Source organism: Humiphilus diazotrophicus, assembly GCF_059726315.1.
In genome coordinates this window covers 199,470-218,105 of record NZ_AP040870.1, presented here as the reverse complement: position 1 = coordinate 218,105, position 18,636 = coordinate 199,470, and the positions used below count along the sequence as shown (strand labels likewise).

Annotated in this window: 16 protein-coding genes; 5 read left to right on the top strand and 11 right to left on the bottom strand. The window is 51.0% G+C overall.

Annotation, left to right across the window (positions count from 1 at the left end; all coding sequences use genetic code 11):
* Positions 1-82: 82 nt before the first annotated feature.
* Positions 83-526, top strand: a complete 444-nt coding sequence (locus tag AC6I7T_RS02755; RefSeq protein WP_497791762.1) for a GNAT family N-acetyltransferase — start codon at positions 83-85, stop codon at positions 524-526.
* Positions 527-839: 313 nt separating this feature from the next.
* Positions 840-1,688: a GGDEF domain-containing protein gene (locus AC6I7T_RS02750; RefSeq protein WP_497791761.1), complete on the top strand. Its 849-nt coding sequence runs from the start codon at positions 840-842 to the stop codon at positions 1,686-1,688.
* 42 nt (positions 1,689-1,730) lie between these two features.
* Here AC6I7T_RS02750 and AC6I7T_RS02745 read toward each other — a convergent pair whose 3' ends face one another.
* From AC6I7T_RS02745 to AC6I7T_RS02730, 4 genes are all read right to left on the bottom strand, one after another.
* On the bottom strand, positions 1,731-3,662 hold the full coding sequence (locus AC6I7T_RS02745; protein ID WP_497791760.1) for a M61 family metallopeptidase: 1,932 nt from the start codon (positions 3,660-3,662) through the stop codon (positions 1,731-1,733).
* A gap of 76 nt (positions 3,663-3,738) precedes the next feature.
* Positions 3,739-4,698, bottom strand: a complete 960-nt coding sequence (locus tag AC6I7T_RS02740) for a GlxA family transcriptional regulator (RefSeq protein WP_497791759.1) — start codon at positions 4,696-4,698, stop codon at positions 3,739-3,741.
* A 193-nt stretch (positions 4,699-4,891) separates the two neighbouring features.
* A complete protein-coding gene (locus AC6I7T_RS02735; RefSeq protein ID WP_497791758.1) occupies positions 4,892-7,066 on the bottom strand; it encodes a tetratricopeptide repeat protein in 2,175 nt (724 codons plus the stop codon).
* A 192-nt stretch (positions 7,067-7,258) separates the two neighbouring features.
* Positions 7,259-7,717, bottom strand: a complete 459-nt coding sequence (locus tag AC6I7T_RS02730; RefSeq protein ID WP_497791757.1) for an Lrp/AsnC family transcriptional regulator — start codon at positions 7,715-7,717, stop codon at positions 7,259-7,261.
* Positions 7,718-7,884: 167 nt separating this feature from the next.
* Here AC6I7T_RS02730 and hisC point away from each other — a divergent pair, with 167 nt between their 5' ends.
* Positions 7,885-9,021 (top strand): histidinol-phosphate transaminase, encoded by a 1,137-nt coding sequence (gene hisC, locus AC6I7T_RS02725; protein WP_497791756.1) that lies wholly within the window; start codon positions 7,885-7,887, stop codon positions 9,019-9,021.
* On the opposite strand, the gene AC6I7T_RS02720 is transcribed toward hisC, so the two are convergent.
* A complete protein-coding gene (locus tag AC6I7T_RS02720; protein ID WP_497791755.1) occupies positions 9,018-9,470 on the bottom strand; it encodes an Lrp/AsnC family transcriptional regulator in 453 nt (150 codons plus the stop codon). The two genes, hisC and AC6I7T_RS02720, sit on opposite strands and share 4 nt — an antisense overlap.
* Positions 9,471-9,568: 98 nt before the next feature.
* Here AC6I7T_RS02720 and hutH point away from each other — a divergent pair, with 98 nt between their 5' ends.
* A complete protein-coding gene (hutH, locus tag AC6I7T_RS02715; RefSeq protein WP_497791754.1) occupies positions 9,569-11,095 on the top strand; it encodes a histidine ammonia-lyase in 1,527 nt (508 codons plus the stop codon).
* Between the two features lie 13 nt (positions 11,096-11,108).
* Here hutH and AC6I7T_RS02710 read toward each other — a convergent pair whose 3' ends face one another.
* From AC6I7T_RS02710 to AC6I7T_RS02690, 5 genes are all read right to left on the bottom strand, one after another.
* On the bottom strand, positions 11,109-11,681 hold the full coding sequence (locus tag AC6I7T_RS02710) for a GNAT family N-acetyltransferase (protein ID WP_497791753.1): 573 nt from the start codon (positions 11,679-11,681) through the stop codon (positions 11,109-11,111).
* 166 nt (positions 11,682-11,847) lie between these two features.
* Complete coding sequence (locus AC6I7T_RS02705; RefSeq protein WP_497791752.1) at positions 11,848-13,467, bottom strand: chloride channel protein; 1,620 nt, start codon at positions 13,465-13,467, stop codon at positions 11,848-11,850.
* The gene (locus AC6I7T_RS02700) at positions 13,464-13,928 is read right to left on the bottom strand and encodes a MarR family winged helix-turn-helix transcriptional regulator (protein WP_497791751.1); all 465 of its coding nucleotides are present in this window, start codon (positions 13,926-13,928) and stop codon (positions 13,464-13,466) included. Before AC6I7T_RS02700 ends, AC6I7T_RS02705 begins: the two co-directional genes overlap by 4 nt.
* Before the next feature lie 98 nt (positions 13,929-14,026).
* The gene (locus AC6I7T_RS02695) at positions 14,027-14,653 is read right to left on the bottom strand and encodes an HD domain-containing protein (RefSeq protein ID WP_497791750.1); all 627 of its coding nucleotides are present in this window, start codon (positions 14,651-14,653) and stop codon (positions 14,027-14,029) included.
* A 26-nt stretch (positions 14,654-14,679) separates the two neighbouring features.
* A complete protein-coding gene (locus AC6I7T_RS02690; RefSeq protein WP_497791749.1) occupies positions 14,680-15,618 on the bottom strand; it encodes a LysR substrate-binding domain-containing protein in 939 nt (312 codons plus the stop codon).
* Between the two features lie 84 nt (positions 15,619-15,702).
* Between AC6I7T_RS02690 and AC6I7T_RS02685 the strand changes: the two genes are divergently transcribed.
* On the top strand, positions 15,703-16,686 hold the full coding sequence (locus tag AC6I7T_RS02685) for a GNAT family N-acetyltransferase (protein ID WP_497791748.1): 984 nt from the start codon (positions 15,703-15,705) through the stop codon (positions 16,684-16,686).
* Between the two features lie 174 nt (positions 16,687-16,860).
* On the opposite strand, the gene AC6I7T_RS02680 is transcribed toward AC6I7T_RS02685, so the two are convergent.
* On the bottom strand, positions 16,861-18,237 hold the full coding sequence (locus tag AC6I7T_RS02680) for a hypothetical protein (RefSeq protein WP_497791747.1): 1,377 nt from the start codon (positions 18,235-18,237) through the stop codon (positions 16,861-16,863).
* Between the last annotated feature and the right edge of the window lie 399 nt (positions 18,238-18,636).

Below are 18,636 nucleotides of genomic sequence, written 5' to 3'. Positions count from 1 at the left end.
GGGAAGAGCGAGGCAGCTTTAGCCAGCTTCGCGCAATTGAACGGCGGAATTGGGGTGACCTTCGCGAGGAGCGTCAACAGAGATGAAGATCGAAATCCGAGAAGCAACGCAGAAAGATATTGAGGCCATTCTGGAGCTGTATTCCTCGACAGGTATTACTGCAGACTCTGCTTTTACGCTCGAAGAGGCAAAGGCACACTTCCAAATCTTCCAACGTTACCCGAATTACCGTATCTTCATTGCGCTTGCAGATGGTCTTCCGGCAGGAACCTATGCGCTCTTAATTATGGATAATCTGGCCAAACGTGGCCGCAGATCCGGAGTTATTGAAGATGTTGCTGTCTCTCCGGCATGGCAAGGACATGGCGTTGGTAGAGCAATGATGAACCATGCGAAAGAAGAATGCCGTAAAGCAGAGTGTTACAAATTTGTCCTCTCCAGTAATTTGCGGAGAGAGGATGCTCATCGGTTCTACGAGTCTCTAGGCTTTGAACGCCATGGTTACAGCTTTCAAGTTCAGTTATAGCCTGTAAGTCATAAGAACATATCTGGGCGGGAAGACACTCCTTCGAACGTACAGGTAATTCTTCGTACTTAACCTCGTTTTTGCGAGTAGGAGCTGCGGAAATTCTCTCACGGGAGAACACCCAAGCCGTCCAATTGGCTTGGCCGTTAATTTGTGCACGGGAGAAATGCCCGATCCAGGGACAGGCACGAAAGCGAGTTACATTCGTACCCAGATGGATGACACTAATTATTATATTTTTCTTACTATTTAGTCGTGCCTTGAGGGAAGATATAACGCTTAGTCAGGTATGGGGAGATTATCCGCCATTCTCGTGGGCGTCTTACTAGTGGGCTGCTGGATGCGACAGGCAGAGCAATATGCATTTTACGCCTCAGCAAAGACAAGTGGGCTCGAAAACATTGAGACAGTCTGTCACATTACTCCTCCTTGGTGGCATAGCCGAGAGGTTCTGCTTGTGGAGGCAGGATTGGTGTTATTAATTCCGGTGGCAATATGGCGCTGGAGCGTACACACCTTAATGCTGCAGAATAGCCGGCTGGAAAAGATCATTAGCCAACGTACGGCTGAGTTGGAGAAGGAGAAGGCCGAACTGCTCAAGATTCGAGCTGCGCTGGAAGAGCAGGTCTCTCATGATCCGCTCACCGGACTGCTGAATCGCTCGGCTATCTTTTATCAACTGACTTTGGAGATGGAGAGGGCCGCTCGGGAGAAGAAGCCGCTGGCGGTTGTGCTTGCAGATCTAGACTATTTCAAGGAAATCAACGATACCTACGGACATGTCACAGGAGATTGTGCGCTTCGTGAGTATGCACAGCGGCTTCATTCCGTGATCAGGCCTTACGATGCCGTTGGTCGTTATGGAGGAGAGGAGTTTCTGGTTCTCCTTCCCGGGATACCCGCCGAAGACCTTGAACATAGAGTGACAGCCATGCATCAACGGGCGTTTGCTGAGCCCTTTCTTTGCAATGGGAATGAATTACGAGTAACTGCCTCTTTTGGTGTGGTCTGGTATCTTCCGGAAAAGGATGATGTCAAGTCTCTGATTGAACGAGCAGACCAGGCGCTTTATCTGGCAAAAGGCAATGGACGAAACCGGATCGAAATAGGCTGCGATTCTTCCAACTCTAGGTCCGTGGGCCCAATTCCCTTCTCCGCCTAGGACAAAAAGGATGGACCCCATTGCTGAGGTCCATTGCTGTTTCTACTTTGTAAGAGGCTTGATGATGTCATCCAGTAAAGCCGGAGTTCCTTCTACCCTCTCTAGCGCCGGATACTTTTCCCCCTCATGATAATCAAGCTGGATAATCCGAAACTCATTATTGTTCGAGACGATAAATTCGATTGGCTCTTTAGATCCCTTTGCTTTACTGATTGCGCCCTTTAGTTGATCACCCGAAAATCCAATCCTATTTACGGCGACGATCTTCATATTCGGACCGAGGCCTGCCTGAAAAGCCGGAGACCCCATCCTGACATCGTTGATGGTGCCATCCTTGGCTACTCTTATTCCCGCAGAAAACCATGCATCTACTGTTCCCTGCCGTAAGAGAGAAGCTTTTTCAAAGGCATTTGGTTGGTCCTTATAGATGAGACGATAACCACCCTGTTCAATTCCACCGAGTGGCGCATTTTGCTTATGAGCTGTGATTCGCTCTGTCAGAAAAGTGCGCCAGTCATAAGGAGCGATGGCATTCAGATCGGCCACGACTTCTTCAAAGGTGTATGGAGCCACTTTGGCTGGAGTGTTTCCGCCAAAGCCGAGGAACTTCTGGCAGAAGTTATCGAGGGATTTCTGATTCTGGGTCAGTTTACGAATAGTCGTATCGGCATCGAGCCAGAGCAGTTCTCCTTCGGGATAGTAGTCCTGGCCACGCTTCCAGTTGCGCCATGCAGAGCTTCGACCACGCAGAATCTGTGCGGCGATTGCCGTATCCTCCAGGTTGCGCCACCGCCGTCCAGGCTTCATGTCCAGTTCCGCTGCGGTCAGAGCCAGAACTTCTCTGTATTGCTCAGCTGTCCAGAGTCCGGAACGGACAGTAAGTACGGCACCCCAATACTGCGTCATTCCCTCATAGACCCACAATAGGTCGCCTTTCATCGGGGCTGCAAAATCGGGAGTGGCCAATCCTGCGGGGCGGCGATACTTGCCATTCCAGGAGTGAGTAAATTCATGAGGCAATAAATCGGCATTGAGTAGTGCCATATTCTCGTCGGAGAAGCCGTGCTCTTCTACTCCGTTGTCGCTGGATTGATGATGCTCAAGTCCCTGTCCGCGCACATAGTCACTCAGACTTAAGAGGAAATGATAGGTTTCATAATGGCGTGAGGCATACAGTGGCCCCGTCTCGCGAACCAGCTTGGATATAGAGTTCAGGAATGCAGGTTTCAGTTCAACGTCTTCGGGTGCTTCTCCTGCGACATCTAGGAAGTGCTTCGGTTCCACTTCAGGAGCCAGCGGAATCTCTTTGAAATATCTTCCCGCAATGACAGGTGAATCTACCAACTGCTCAACGGAAACAGGGGCAAACGATGTGGCTGTGCCCTCCTGCTTTGTAACGGTCAGTGCCGAACCTGACTTCCAGCTCTCAGGCAGAAGCAATGAAGGGATAACTTGAATTTGCGCTACCGGAATCTGCGCCGGATACATAACAACACAGTCCCACTCCAGCACCGTCATATTCGTGCTCGTCGCACCGCTGTCGCTCGATCCTGTTTCTCCGGGAACAGCCAGGAAGTCGAAAGTTACATCAAGCTTGCTTACTCCAGATGGCACATTGACGTGAATTCCATACATATCGACGTCATCGCGTCTCCATGGAAGCTCTTGTCCGTTTGCACGGATAAACAGCCCGGCAACATTATCGATTGCTCCTGTGGGACGGTGGTTTCCCGGAATCCATTTGGGATATTCCAAGGTCAACGGTCCAGGTTGAACGGGGATCGACAGTCGAGCATGTATCAAATGACGAGGAGCATCGGTCAAATCCACCTGTAGCTCCATAGGAGCGGCGGGAGTTTGAGCCTTTTCTTTACCAGCAGCGAACCCGGCGGTACTCAACACGAGGGAACACGCAGCTGCAATCAGTCCTGTTCTGAAGAAGGTCTTCTTTCTTGGAAGAGACCGAGTTGTCACAAGAATTTCCATACTGGCATCATCGCATAATCAGCCACCATGGACGCACGATACTTCGGACGACTTCTTTACGCCTCTAGTTCAGGGAGGCTCTCCGTTCTTGTGTCGGAGGATGTCCGAAAGCTGTTCGCCAGGCACGGCGAAGTTGCCTTTCCCCACCCAACCCTGCCTGGGAGGCAACGGCATCAAGCGTTAAGGATGGATCATGCAGAAGTGTACGCGCATATTCCAGCCGCAGCCTCTGACGATACTCTTGAATAGAGATTCCAGTTGCTTCACGAAAGACGCGCGTCAAATTGCGAGTGCTCATTCCGGCTATGCAGGCTAGCTCAGATAGGTCGGCTTTATCCGCCAAATGGCTAGTCAGCCAATCCTGAAGCGCATGAATGCCTGGATGCAGATGCGTACGGTAATCGAGGTATGCGCTTTGCTGGGAATGACTCGAATCCCGGCGAAGATAAACTACCATGTCTCTTGCGACCTTTACTGCCAGCTGAGGTCCATAATCTTGCTCGATCAAGGCCAAGGTCATATCGATACCTGAAGCAATCCCGGCACTTGTAACAACTCCCCCATCTTCCACATACAGCCGGTCTCCCAATACCTTGGCTTGAGGGTATCTCCGCTGCAACTCGGCCACGCGCTTCCAGTGCGTGGTGCACTGCCTTCCGTTCAGCAGCCCGGCTTCCGCGAGAACAAAAGCCCCTGTACATACGGAGCAGATTTGAGCTTTGTTTGCATAAGCAGATTTCAGCCAGGAGACAACAGGGCGAGGAGCTTTGGATAGGAGAACGGGAAATCCGGGAACAATGATGAGGTCATCTGCGCCCGTTGTTGGAAGCGGGGACAAGTCGCAGAAGGTCAGGCCCTGCGATGAGCGCGCCATAGATGCAGGACCACAATGTTCTAGTTGGTACGAAGCTCCGAGGATGTTTGCATCGTGGAAAGCCTGTATTGGCCCTGTTATATCCAGGAGTTCAATCCCATCAAAGAGAACGAAGATCACTCTGCGATTGCGGATCATATCCTCAGGCACATCCTTTCCCGGTCACAATCGGCAATCGGACAATTCTATGTATTGCCGCTGCTATTCAATATAGCCGCATATACTTCTTCATATGCGGCCATATATCGGACATTTCCGGCCAGAAATGGATTGCCAAGGATACATGCTTTGACGCAAAGCTGTGTAGTTTTAGCGGCTTCGTCTTCCGCCCTACGGTAAACCTCTAGAGCGTTGCGAGACTGACGGAGCTGCCTTTCGCAGGCCAGGAACAAGCACCGGTCATATGCGATGGCATTCTCTGCTTATTCTCTTCTGCCAAGACGGACAAGGCTTCCGTTATCTGTGCCACCACACCTGCCCAGTCTCCGGGGTCCGTTTGACGGAAGAGCCGAGCAGTAGGATACCAGGGGCTGTCCCCCCGATTACGCATCCAGCGCCAATCGGGAATGAAAGGTAAGAGCAACCAGACAGGTTTATTCATTGCTCCGGCAAGATGCGCTACAGCTGTATCTACACTGATTACCAGATCGAGAGTTTCGACGAGGGCTGCGGTCTCACGGAAGTTACCAAAAGACGAGCAGGTGTTATTGATTGGGAAGACCGAACACAACTCCGCAATCTGAGTAATTGCAGGTCCCTGCTGTAAAGCAAAGAACGATACTCCGGGAATATTGGCTAGGGGCAGAAGCTCTTTCAGTGATAATGAGCGCAGATCGTCCCTCTTATTTTTCGGATTCCCTGACCAGGTGATTCCCACCCGGAATCCTTCTCCAGGACAAGCAGTTTTGGCCTGCGCAGCTTCGGCTTGTGATACCTCTATGTATGGAAATTCTCCCGGAATCGTATCAATGGTTGTATCAAACGCGAGCGGAAGACTCATCAACGGGCATTGATAGTCAAAATGTGGTAACGGATTACCACGACCGACGATCTCTTGAACTCCGGGGAAGTTTGCCAGTAGCTTGACCAGAGTAGGAGCGACTTCAAGAATTACTCTCCCCCCGCGGGCCGCAACCATCGGGATATAGCGGATAAACTGCAGCGTATCTCCCAGTCCTTGCTCGGCATGCAGGAGTATCCGTTTTCCGTAAAGCAATTCGCCCTGCCACATCGGCTGCGTAAAGGGGCGGCGGGGCGACATCAAGGCATTGAAATCCCAGCGCCACTCATATCCCTTCCATCCTTGGCGATAGTCTCCTTCGCAGAGTTGAGTAAGCGCAAGGTTGTAGTGCGCTCCGGGGCTAGTGGGATCCAGCTCGACACTCTTTTCGTAATGAACGATAGCCCCAAGAAAATCGCCCTGGTCTTGAAGAACATTACCCAGATTGCTATGGGCTATTGCCAGGTTTGGCTTTATTTCAAGCGCCTTACGATAGCACTCCGCTGCTTCACTTAACTTTCTTTGGTGAAAGAAGATGTTCCCGAAGTCGTTATAGGCTTCAGCATTTTGGGTATCTTTTTCGAGCACCTTGCGGAAGCATTTTTCAGCAGCACTCCAATCACGCTGGAAACATAGAAGATTTCCGAACTTGTGTGTCGTGAAGGTAGAGTCAGGATCGAGTGCCAGTGATGCCTGATAACATTCGGCCGCTTCGTCAAAGCGGTTCATCTCCGTAAGTGCATTGCCCAGACTGCAGAAGGCTTTGGCATTCGTGGGATTCATGCGAACCAGGATGCGAAAGACTTTGGCTGCCTGTTCCATTTCCTTGTAGTCGTAAAAGAGATTTCCTAAATTGAGCAGTGCCTCCGGAAAGAAGGGGCGCAGCTGTAGTGCGCACTTTAAAGCCCCGATCGCACGATCCCGATCACGCAATTCATGCAAAGCGTAACCCAGAGCAAAATAACCCTCCGCCCAATCCGGAGCTACCTGGACCGCCTGCGCATAGCACTTGGCCGCCTCATGAAAATCTCCCTCTTGAGCTTCGAGATTTCCTAAACAGCAGTAGCCATGCTCGTAGTTGGGATTCTTGCGGATAGACTCCTGAAGATGATGACGAGCCTCGTCCTTCTTCCCTTGTGCATAAAGGACCTCTCCAAGTACACAATGGGCCGCAACAAACAGCGAATCAAGTTTTAGAGCTTCTTCACAACAGGCGGCTGCTTCCTGCTGTGCTCCAACACTTCGATAGCATTGAGCCAGGTTGAAGAGATTTCGCGGGTCGTCCGGTTTGAGCCGTACCACTTCCTGCGCGAGCTGCAAGGACAACGTAAATTGTTGCGACTGTCTTCCTACAAGACTCAGCAGGAGCAAGGCCTCAATATTCTGGGGTTCCCTTTCAAGAAGGGTTTGGAGGCACTGGGCCGCCTCAAGAAGATTGCCCTCATTCTGAAATTGCTGGCTCTGCTGCAGTAAATCAATCGATTCGGAAGGTTGAGAAGTCTTGATTTGTTCTGGCATGTTCGGTTTGCTCGTCGCTGCATCCAGCTTAGAGCGGAACTTTAGTGAGATCTGTCAGATAGCGCAGTATCAATGCTCTACTTCTTCCATATTCGGGACATTCTCAGAATGACACTGAAGGGCTTGACTTCTTCGATTCGCAGCGAAGTTTTCATCTGCATCGATTAAGAATGGGAGTAATTCAACTGGATTTTACGGTACGGGACTGAACTCCTCTTTTAAGGTGTCCAGCACAATGATGGAGCGAAGCGTGCGAATGCCCGGAATTGCATGCAGGTCGTTCCAGATCAGCTGCTGGTATTCGGCCAGGCTTTTCACAGAGACACGCAGGATATAGTCGCAGTCTCCGGCAACCATAAAGCACGAGAGCACTTGGGGCATAGCCTTAATGGCCTTAAGAAAGGTCCGGGAGATATCCCCGCTGTGCCGCTCTAGCGAGATCTCAACAAAAGCTGAAACCGAGTATCCCAAAGCTGCCGAGTCGAGAGCTACGGTGTAGCGGCGGATAATTCCCTCTTCCCGAAGTCGCTGAACTCTTCGCAGGCATGGCCCGGGAGTTAGTCCCACCTGGTCAGCCAAAGCATTGTTCGGAATGTCAGCAGATTGACTCAGAATCTGCAGAATCTTCTTATCGATCTCGTCCAATTCCATGCCGTAGCTCCTTAGCTCATCCCGTTTCGCAATAATAACCCTAGTAATAGCTACATTGAGCAATTTTATTTCGTATCAAGCCTTAATATGGGAATATTTGCAATCGCATGCCATCCCAACCTTCATAGAATTGCATTGAAAGAGAAAGTTCAGGCCGGAGGGGATTCATGTCAGTTTGCGTTCATCCAGATTACTTGGGGCATGCCGTTAGCGAGCAGCCTCGCGTACCGGAGTATGTCGAGCGGCTGAAATCCTATATTCCGGGTAAATCGATCGCTACCGTAGCGCAGGAGTTTGGACTGGCAGAAGACAAAATCATTAAGCTGGCTTCAAATGAAAATCCGCTAGGAATGTCTCCCCTGGCGAGAGCAGCGGTTCGTGAAGCAGTCGAGAGTGATCTGAACCTGTACCCCGATCCTGATGCTGCACTCCTGAAGACGACTCTAGCCGATTACTATGGGATTTCGCCTGAGTGGCTTACGATTGGGAACGGAAGTAGCGAGATCCTGGAACTTGCTGCCCGCGCTTTTGTCGAGCGCGGAGATTCCATAATCTTCTCCGAGTATTCTTTCGCGTCTTACAAGCTGGTATCCCAGGCAGTAGGTGCACGAGGTATCTGCATTCCTGCCAAAGACTTCGGTCATGATCTTGAAGCAATACTTGATGGCATCAAGATAGATACTAAGCTAATTTTTATCGCTAACCCCAACAATCCAACCGGGACTTTCCTGTCGGGAGCCGAGCTTTACGAGTTTCTGTTAAGAGTTCCCTCAAACATAGTAGTCGTACTTGATGAGGCCTATACCGAGTATCTCTCAGCGGAAGAACGCTACGACTCAATTGCCTGGACCCAGGAGTTTCCCAATCTTCTGGTTGCGAGAACCTTCTCAAAGGCATACGGACTGGCCGGGCTACGTGTGGGGTACTCCATTGGACAACCTTCCCTGACGAATTATCTCAATAGGATTCGCCCTGTATTCAACGTCAGCACCGTCTCTCAAGCTGCCGCTACTGCTTCGGTGAAAGATTCGGCCTTTATTGCCGAGGTCGCAACACTGAATAGAACTGGCAAGACACAACTTTATAAGGGATTCCAGAACCTTGGCCTTCTGTATCTTCCCTCACGTGCGAACTTCGTGTTACTGCATGTTGGCGATGCAGCCCGCATTAATCGTGAGCTGTTACAAAGAGGCATTATCGTAAGGCCAGTCCAGAACTATGGCTTGTCCGACTGGCTTCGTATCTCGGTTGGGCTGGAAGAACAGAATGCCTGCTTCCTGCGTGCACTCAAGGAGATTCTCTAGAGTACGGAGAAGGCCCTACGCACAACCGGCGAGGAGAAAACGATACTGGTCGTGGGAGCTCCATAAGGCAGCAGCCGTTCAATCGTGCGTTCCAACTCTTGAATTGACTTTACTGTGACTTCAAGAAAGAACGCGTCCCCTCCTGTGACGTGATGACACTCCCGCACGGCTTCCAGGGTCTTGATGAACTTCAAAAAGGACTGGTATCTTCCGCCGTCGCAGGTCATCCGCACGTAAGCCAGGATTGGAAGCCCCAAGGCTTCGCGATTGATATTGACGGTATACCCCTGAATTACTCCCGATTCTTCCAGGCGGCGAAGCCTTTCTGCTGTCGCGGAAGGAGAGAGTCCGATGCGACGACCCAGGTCCGCGTAGGACAAACGAGCATTGTCTTGTAGTTCTTTCAGCAGTTTCCTGTCGTAAATATCCAGTTCTTCCGTTGAATCCATTGAGGCAGTCCTTGTTCCTGGAGGAAACAATCTGATTATGACATTTTCTCAAGGGATCTGCCCTGTACGTTGCCCTCTATGGCTTCTAGCATTTTTTTATGGCAACGGAAATAGAAACCGCAGTGCTTGAGCTCTCAGGACAGACACTGCAACTGAATGAGATTTCAGAGGTGGCTTTCGGCCTGCGTGAGGTTCGCATTGCGCCGAAGGCTTTCGATCAGATGTTAAGATCCCGGGCTGTCGTAGAGGATCTGATAAGGCGACAGGAAACTGCCTATGGCATTAATACAGGCTTCGGAAAGCTCGCCGATGTCCGTATTCAGAATTCCGAATTGGCTACGCTCCAGATCAATCTCGTTCGCAGCCATGCTTGCGGTCTAGGCGATCCGCTCTCAGAGCCGGAAGTTCGCGTCATGCTGCTTTTGCGTGCCAATGTTCTCGCCAAAGGACTCAGCGGTATCCGCCCGGTAGTTGTAGAAACACTGGTCTCCTTTTTGAAGCACAAGATCCATCCTGTCATTCCTGCACGGGGCTCTGTGGGGGCCAGCGGAGACCTTGCACCCCTGGCGCATTTAGCCCTTGGCCTGATTGGCGAAGGCGAAGTCTTCTTCCAAGGCCGCAGAGTACCTGCGAAGGCAGCTTTAGCAGAATGCAAACTGGAACCACTTGCGCTGAAGGCTAAAGAGGGACTTGCACTTCTGAATGGAACACAGGCGATGACCTCGGTTGGCGGATTAGCGCTTGCCCGAGCAAAGCGGGTTGCACGTCTCTTTGACTTAGCCGGAGCAATGTCGCTGGAAGCTCTGGAAGGAACACCAGTCGCCTTCGATGCACGCATTCACCGGGCGCGTCCTCATTCCGGGCAGTTGCGTACTGCCGAGCACCTGAGAGACTTGCTTGAGTCGAGCGAGATTCGTGAGTCACATCGTCTGAATGATCCTCGTGTACAGGATGCTTACTGTCTGCGTTGTATGCCGCAAGTTCATGGAGCAGCTTTGGGCGCTCTCGATCATGTCGCCGATGTCATCGAAATTGAAACAGGTTCGGCTACCGATAACCCTCTGATCTTTCCAGAAGGCGACATCATTTCGGGCGGAAATTTCCATGGAGCACCGTTGGCATTAGCTTTGGATTATGCGGCTATTGCCATGACCGATCTAATGAGCATCAGCGAGCGACGGATCGACCGACTGATTAATCCAGATATCAATGAGAAGTTGCCTGCATTTCTTTCTGATCAGCCGGGAGTGTCATCGGGCTTCATGATTGCCCACGTAGCTGCTGCAGCGCTGTTGAACGAGGCTAAAGTCCTTTCTCATCCATCGAGTGTTGATAGTGTTCCTACCTCGGGAGGCAAAGAGGATCATGTCTCGATGGGAATGACCGGAGCACTTAAGCTGCGGCAAATTGTCGAGAACGCGGAACGGGTATTGGCCATTGAATTGTTAACTGCAGCACAGGGATTGGAGTATCGATTGCCACTGAAAGCTGCAGCCAAGGTGGAAGCAGCACGCAACCTGATTCGTAAGACAGTGCCTCGCCTGTCAGAGGATAGAACGCTCTCGCCGGATATCGAGAGTCTGGCTACAAACATTCGTCAAGGGGATTTTGATTCCTGGATGTGAACTTGGCATGGATTTAGTCTTTCTCCCTTCTTCCCGTTCTTGTTGGCCAGAAGGGAGAAGAACTATTCCTATCGATCAAGTCTCCTAGCGAAGCCCAACCGTAGGCTACTTCCGGTAGTAGCTCGCCTCCAATTTCGATGTGATCCTCTGCAATCAGTAAACCTCCCAGTCGCTCATAGAAGCCACGCGAAGGATTAGCCGATAGGCTCCATACGACCATGGTTTGGTAACTTTCAGCTGCAAGTTGCTGGGCAAAAGCGCAAACAAGGGATCGTCCGGCACCAATCCCCTGCTTTTCTCTTAGCAGATAGATGGCGTAAAGTTCCGCGTCGTATCCTACAATTCCTGAGCGAAGGGGACCGCCTGCCGCGAACCCGAAAAGCCCAGAGCTATCCTCGACAATCAGGAAGATTCCACTCCGTTGCATGAGTCTCAGCTGCCACTGTTCCGCTCTTTCGGACGCATCGAGAGAATCCAGATAGTGATTGGAGAGCAGTCCTGAATAGGTGCTTCGCCAGCTGGCAACCTGCACCTGAGCGATTGCACTGGCGTCTTGAGGGGTGGCTTCCCGAATCGAAAAGATCATCGTAAGACCTCAGAGAAAGGGCTTGGATGCCTCAGCTTTGTTCCCTTCCATAATGCCACCAGATTCGAGGAAAGGACACGACTTAGTGTGTCTCAGGAATAGAGATAGAAAGCTCGGGCATGCACCTGGCAGGCGCCAACCATTTACCCGCATACGAAAATGCACTTTAGTATTGGGAGGATTTCAAAACTTTACTAAAGACTCGTATTCTTTCTCGCTCTCTTTGTACGGATCTTTTGCGGCCTAGCAAAAGATTCTTGGCATCTACGGTACCCACGACGGTCTTGGTTTCGCGATCAACTACCGGCAGAACCAGATGGCCGGAGGTTGCCATTTGTTCTGCGGCGGAACGGCAAGTTTCATCGGCAAAGGTATAAACCTCAGGTAATGGTTGCGGTCCGCTAGGCGGGGCCTGAGCGCCAGCTTCAGACATCACCTCTATTACGCTAACCATCTCCAGTGGATCGATTCCATACTCTCTGGTCAGATGGTATCCGCGACGGCTGAGCTTTTCCGTAAGAATAGAACGGGGCATGATGAGTGAAGTTACCGCATGCGCTGCAATACATGCGGGCAGCAGGAAAAGCATTGCCGGAAGACAATGTGTCAGTTCTAGACTGAAGACGATTGCGGTTAAAGGCGCTCCTAACGATCCGGAAAGCATGGCGCCCATGCCCACCAAAGCCCAGAGCGCCTGATCCTGAAGAGGGACGTGTGCGAAGTGCGCAAGAATCGCACCCACTGCTCCACCGATCATCAACAAGGGAGCGAGGACTCCACCCGAGGTCCCCGAGCCTAAGGAGAAGGCCCACATCAAGGACTTGCCGACTAGAATCCCGCAGATCAGGGTAATGGATGCATTTCCGCGAAGAAGCTCAGCGATATTGTCGTAGCCTACGCCTAGCCCGCGAGGAAAGAATAGTCCTCCGAGCCCGACGCCCAGTCCACCGATTGCCGGCCACCACATCCAATGCACAGGTAGAAAGCTGAACATATCTTCAAAGCTGTACATCATGCGGCTCATAAGTGTTGCCACCAGGCCAGTGAATATGCCTAGCAGCAGAGCTAACCCAACCATCAGGAGACTTTTGTGCGGATCGATTGCCGGCATGGGAAATAAGGGACCTGCTCCCAGCCACTGGATACGAAGAACAGCGGCGGTTACACTTGCCACCATTACCGGAACAAGACTGCGAGGTCTCCATTCAAAGAGAAGAAGTTCTACCGCCAGGAGAATTGCTGCGAGAGGGGCAGCAAATGTTGCCGACATGCCTCCCGCTGCTCCGGCAACCAGCAGTGTTGTACGTTCTGCATCAGAGAGCTTGAGCCATTGAGCGATGAGCGAGCCAAAGGCACCGCCCGTCATAATAATTGGCCCCTCTGCTCCAAAGGGCCCGCCTGAGCCAATAGCGATTGCAGCCGAGACTGGCTTCAATAGTGCTACGCGCGGTTCTACTCTGGCTCCTCGCAGAAGAATAGCTTCAATTGCCTCGGGAATTCCGTGTCCACGTATCTTGTCTGATCCGTAACGCGCCATGATACCGACAATCAGTCCGCCTAGAACAGGAACCAGAAAAATCAGTGGCCCGAAGTCACTTCCTGCAGGAGAGACACCTGCCATACTAAAGCGATGATAGTAGAAGAGGTTTGTAGCCAAAGCGATGCCTCGTAGCAAAATTACTGCCAGGCATGCTGAACCAATACCGATCAGAAGAGCTACAGCAGAAAGAAGAAAGACCCGGGCATCTACAGTGAAATCCCGAAGCACTGAAGAGTGAGACTTCATGCGATACCCCGCTTCGGTTTGTCTCTTGAGAAATCCATCTGTTGTACGTGACGAAGGGCACGCATCAGCTGCGGAGCCAGTTCATTTAACTCACGAGCATGATATTCGGATAAAGAGCCAAGGACTCTACGTCCCTTTGCCGTTAGCTCCAACAGAACACACCGTGCATCCACGGCATCTCTGTGTCGAGCCAGCAAACCTTCACCCACTGAGCGATTTACTAACTCGACTACGCTGTTATGGCGAAGTCCCAAGCGCTCTGCAGCATAGGCAATTGTGATTGGCGTTCCTTCCGGAGCACCTGCTACTTGCAGCAAAAGCTGGTGTTGCTGCGGTTGAAGATTAGCCTGATGTGCAGCTTGTTCACTGAATTGCAGGAAACGGCGAAGCTGATAACGAAACTCCGCAAGTAACGGAAGCAGAGTACTACCGTCAAGGGGCTGCTTTTGAATCTCAGACACGTAAATATCGTATCACGATATTTGTGACAACACTAGACAGAGACAGCGGAACATTGAACTTTAGAATCTGCGAGATTCTAAAGTGTTGAAAATGAAATTCAATTTGGCTGATCGGTGAGTTTGGACTTAATTGAATCCACATCGACGCCGGCGGCAACCAGCTTCTCTTCAGCCTCACCCTTGATTGCCTGGCAAAGCTCCCGCAGGAAAGGATCATGCTGACAATGAGCGTCGAGCTTGGTATAGACCAATTCATGCTCAATGGTGAGCCAAGTATCAATGTTTGCCAGATTATGTTGCATTTGAACTTCTAATGAATCTAGAGCCTTAACCAGTAAGGCTTCTGGAGTCTTGCGCTCTTCGAACTCGTGCCAGAGTTCCGCAACTTCATCTCCGCAGGGATGAGGAAGCTGAGCCCGAAGTTCGGCAATTGCCTTTTCTTCTCTTGCCGCTTTCATCTCTTTTCGAGGACCCGTTTCGAAGAAAGGGACGTCACCAACCAGAGCCTCAACCAGATCGTGGATCACGATCATCTTGAGAGCGCGCTCAAGATCAGGTTTCTGCTTCAGGAAGGGGTGAATGAGGATCGCCATAAAGGCCATCTGCCAACAATGCTCGGCTACACTCTCTTGTCTTCCGTTGGAGAGCCAGCTATGCCTCAGCTCAAACTTCAGACGTTCGGATAGCCGTAACGCCTGCAGGACTGAAAAGATTGCCTCATGCATCGTAGTTCCACATTCTCATATACTGCTTATCCAATCAACTCCTGCCCCGTGGGTTTTGCCGCCTTCACTTTCGACGAGAATGTTTTTCGTACCAGAGAACAAAAGGCCTCTGCATTGGGGCGAAAAGAATCCTTCCGATATGCAAGGTCGATCGTTGAGAATGTATTGCTTGGTGACAGTCTCCTCCATACGACCTCGGAGTCGGCAAACCTCTTTACGCATTCCGGCACAATCGTGACGCCAAGTCCCGCGCCAACCAAGCGGAGGATCGTAGGCCATTGCGGCCCCTCTTGGACGATTCTGGGTTGAAAGCCCTGGGCTTCACAGATGCGCAAGGTCCTTTTCCATGCTTCCCTGCCTGCAATTGGGGAAAAGAGCACGAAAGGCTCATCCTTGAGGCGTTTGACAGGAATTGTCCTTAGTGCTGCCAGAGGATGCTTCTTCGGCAATATGCAAAGGAACGGTTCAGTGAGAACTGTTTCCATTCTCAGTTCCTCGTGAGTATCTCCATCACGAAGCAAGACTACATCGAGCTCTCCGTTGAGCAAGGCCTCAATTAGCCTTGCCGTGTAGTACTCCTTCAACTTCAAATCGACCTTTGGATAGAGCTTTCGATAACGACCAAGAATAGAAGGCAGTTGGGTCAGCATGGCGGAACCGACAAATCCAAGGTTTAGAGTGCCAGTCTCGCCACGGGCAACAGCACGCACCGATTCCATATCGTTGTTTATCTTGCTGAGGATTTGTCGTGTGCGTACCAGGAGAAGCTCTCCAGAGGAAGTCAGTCTGACAGCCCGGGAAGTGCGCTGGAAGAGCGGATAGCCCACGATTTCTTCCAAGCGTCGAATCTGTTGCGATAGAGGCGGTTGTGCCATATGAAGACGTTTGGCAGCGCGTCCGAAATGCAGCTCCTCTGCAACAGCCAGGAAATAACGCAGCTGACGAACCTCAGGTAAACCATTCATATCAATTTCGTCCTGTTCAAGATAAACAAGATATTGGACGTCTTAATCGAAATTGTCTAGTGTAACAATCAAGAGGAGGGCACAATGTCCACATTGACGGCTTCACATTCATCTTCGAGGGAGTTCATGCCTGAAGCTTCGCTGACTGTACGAAAGTCCTCACATGCAGATATCGAGGATGCTCTCTGCCTGATCGAAGAGTATTACGATGCAATCGACGTAGTTTTGCGCGATGACCGAGAGGCACTCTTGCACACTCTCGAAAATCCAATGTGCGGAATATGGACTGCGTATATAGGATCTACTCCAGCAGGGTGCGTCATGCTTCGTCCGCTTCCCGGAATTCCACGAACCGGCGAAGTCAAACGACTCTATGTGCGCCCGAATTTCCGCGGTCGAGGGATCGCTCGAGTCTTGATGCAATCCCTAGAGGAAGATGCCAAAGCTCTTGGAATGAACTGGCTTTACCTGGATACGAAAGACGACCTTAAGGCCGCCATCCATTTTTATGAAGAGCAGGGATATCAGCGCTGTGCGCGCTATAACAGCAATCCGCAAGCGACGATCTTTATGCGAAAGTCTCTTCTCCCCGGAACTATAGTCGTCCGTACCTTTCAGCCAGGAGATGAGCTCGCTTTCTGTGTTCTCAACGAAGCCTGGATCTCAGCTTATTTCAAGATCGAGAAGAAGGACCGGGAGATTCTCGATAATCCCGCTGAGATCATCCTCAAGCCCGGAGGGGAGATCTTCTTTGCTTTTCGAGGAGAAAAGGCACTTGGCTGTTGTGCACTTATCCGCATGGAGGATGGGAGTTTTGAAGTATCGAAGATGGCCGTAGCAGAAGAGGAGCGGGGCCAAGGAATCGGACGAAGGGTTTTGCAGGCAGCAGTAGACTACGCTCGCGAAACAGGCATACGCCGTCTATATCTGGAGACGAATAGCAAATTGGCGCCCGCAATTCATCTCTATAAGGCTCTCGGCTTCAATGAAGTTCCAGAGACGGAGCTAACTCCATCTCCTTATGCTCGAGCGGATGTCTTTCTGGAGATGTATTTAGGAAAGAATTGATATGTGTGTGACCACTCCATCCGAGAAATGGCCACACACCTCACCAGATTTGAAAGGTGCTACAACGGAATTAGGGTAGATGTATTGGCAAGCCACAGAGGACTGCGCAGCTTTTCCGTCAAGAAAGGCTGCACTTAGCCCTGCCGGATCTCACACAGTAACCCTGATTCCGTTCTAGTGACTCTCCTTTGTGGTACTGAGGACGCTGCTTTTGATCGGTGTGGTCAAAATTTCAACCCGAGTGTCTTTTGCAAAGACAACTTCTTTTCCGTGAGTAAGCCACCGGTCGTAAACAGAGAGCGCGGCTCCGTAGAATCCGATTCCCGCGGCGAAATTTCTGGAGCCTGCGGCCGTTCCCAACGCTCGGCCAATTAGCCCAAATCCATTTGACGATGCAGCTCCATTCGCCGCTGCATTTCCGTCGCTGTCAAAGGCGCGAGTAGCCAGAAGAGACAGTGCTAGAGGCATGATGATCCTGTCTTGCTGTTTTGGCTGGACCTCACCTTCAGCATTCATCTGCAAATTGGATCTGGTATCGGAGGCCGCAGCAGCCAATAATCCTTCAACGTGTTGGGCCGAGCCATCCGGCAATTTTATCTCCCGAAAATCGAAGCGTAGTTTACCCGGACGAGCGAGTGAGCGAGCAGATTGTGCTCTCGTCACCGTGCCGATGAGTGTAGCTCCCTGCGGGATGGCGATAGAATGATCCGGATTCAGGATCGGTTTTGCAACTACAGCTTGCACTTCTTGTCCCTGCTTGGCCGTAGCAGAGCTGAGCGTCTGCTTAAGATAAGCATCCAGCAGCCATTCATTACGTCCATTCTGCACTTCTGGGGCAGCGCCACTGGTTTCTGGATGCTGTGATCCCTCGATAGCCTTTTCCCTATCTGCTCTCTGTTCTGGAAATGCATCCTTCTTGAGAGTTAACGGCTCAGTAAGTTCAACCGTCCAGGCAGTTCCCTTTTCAATGCGCTCAGGATGGTATGGCAGCTGGTGGTACATGAGTTGAAGAATTCTGTCTCCCTTATCGGGTGCAGTCAGCATAGCAATGCTATCTTTTGCTTGCTGTTTCGCCTGTGAAAGTTCTCTGGAGATGAGTGAGCTATTCTTGGCGTTTGCTCCCGGAGCTGCGAGACGCAGAATCGGAGCTCCGTTGCCCGAGGTAGAACTCGTAATCGGCTGCGCAGATCCATCAGGGAGAAGCAGTTGGTCGAAACGCACCACCGGGATATGGAATGGGGTAAAGTCTCCGTCTAGTCTGGAGCGATTACGGCGATGTTGATCGCGATCGAGTTGAACAACTGATCCGCGGAGCAGTGTTCCAGAAGGGATTACCACGTGGTTCTCTGCATAGACGGGATATAGGAGGCGCGCTTCAATCTTTGTTCCGGCCTTCATGGGATAATGCTGTTCGGCTTGTACCGGAAGCGGTGTTCCTTGCGGGATGCTAATTGTTGCACTGTCTGCAGAGAAAGCAAGCGGTGAGAGGACAAGTGTCAAGAACGATAAAGTGATTAACTTATATCCACGGGGAATATGGCGAAGCGTCATCGCGAAAGCTCCTTTGCAAAATGCTATTGGGACAAGAAGAATCCTTGCGAATCGACGATGATCCCGATTCACAGGCAAGGGGTAGCCGAAAGAGGAGATCAAGAAATGGCGTGAGCGTTCACCTTCATAAAATAGCCACAGGGGCCTATGACTATTGTTATCAGGACAATACTATGAATAGATGAACGTTAAATGACAATTGCTTCATGGAAGAGGATGAATAGAAATTACTCCTGCTTCAACAACGTCGTTGCGGACTTCTATTAGCTCGTAATTACTTGCGACAGCAACTTCTTGTAATTGCTCGGCTACAATCTTCTCTCCTCCGCTTACTAAAATCTTTTCGCCGCGGTGAAAAAGCACAGCCGCCGTAGTATCCGACGGCTGTGTGAGGCTAAA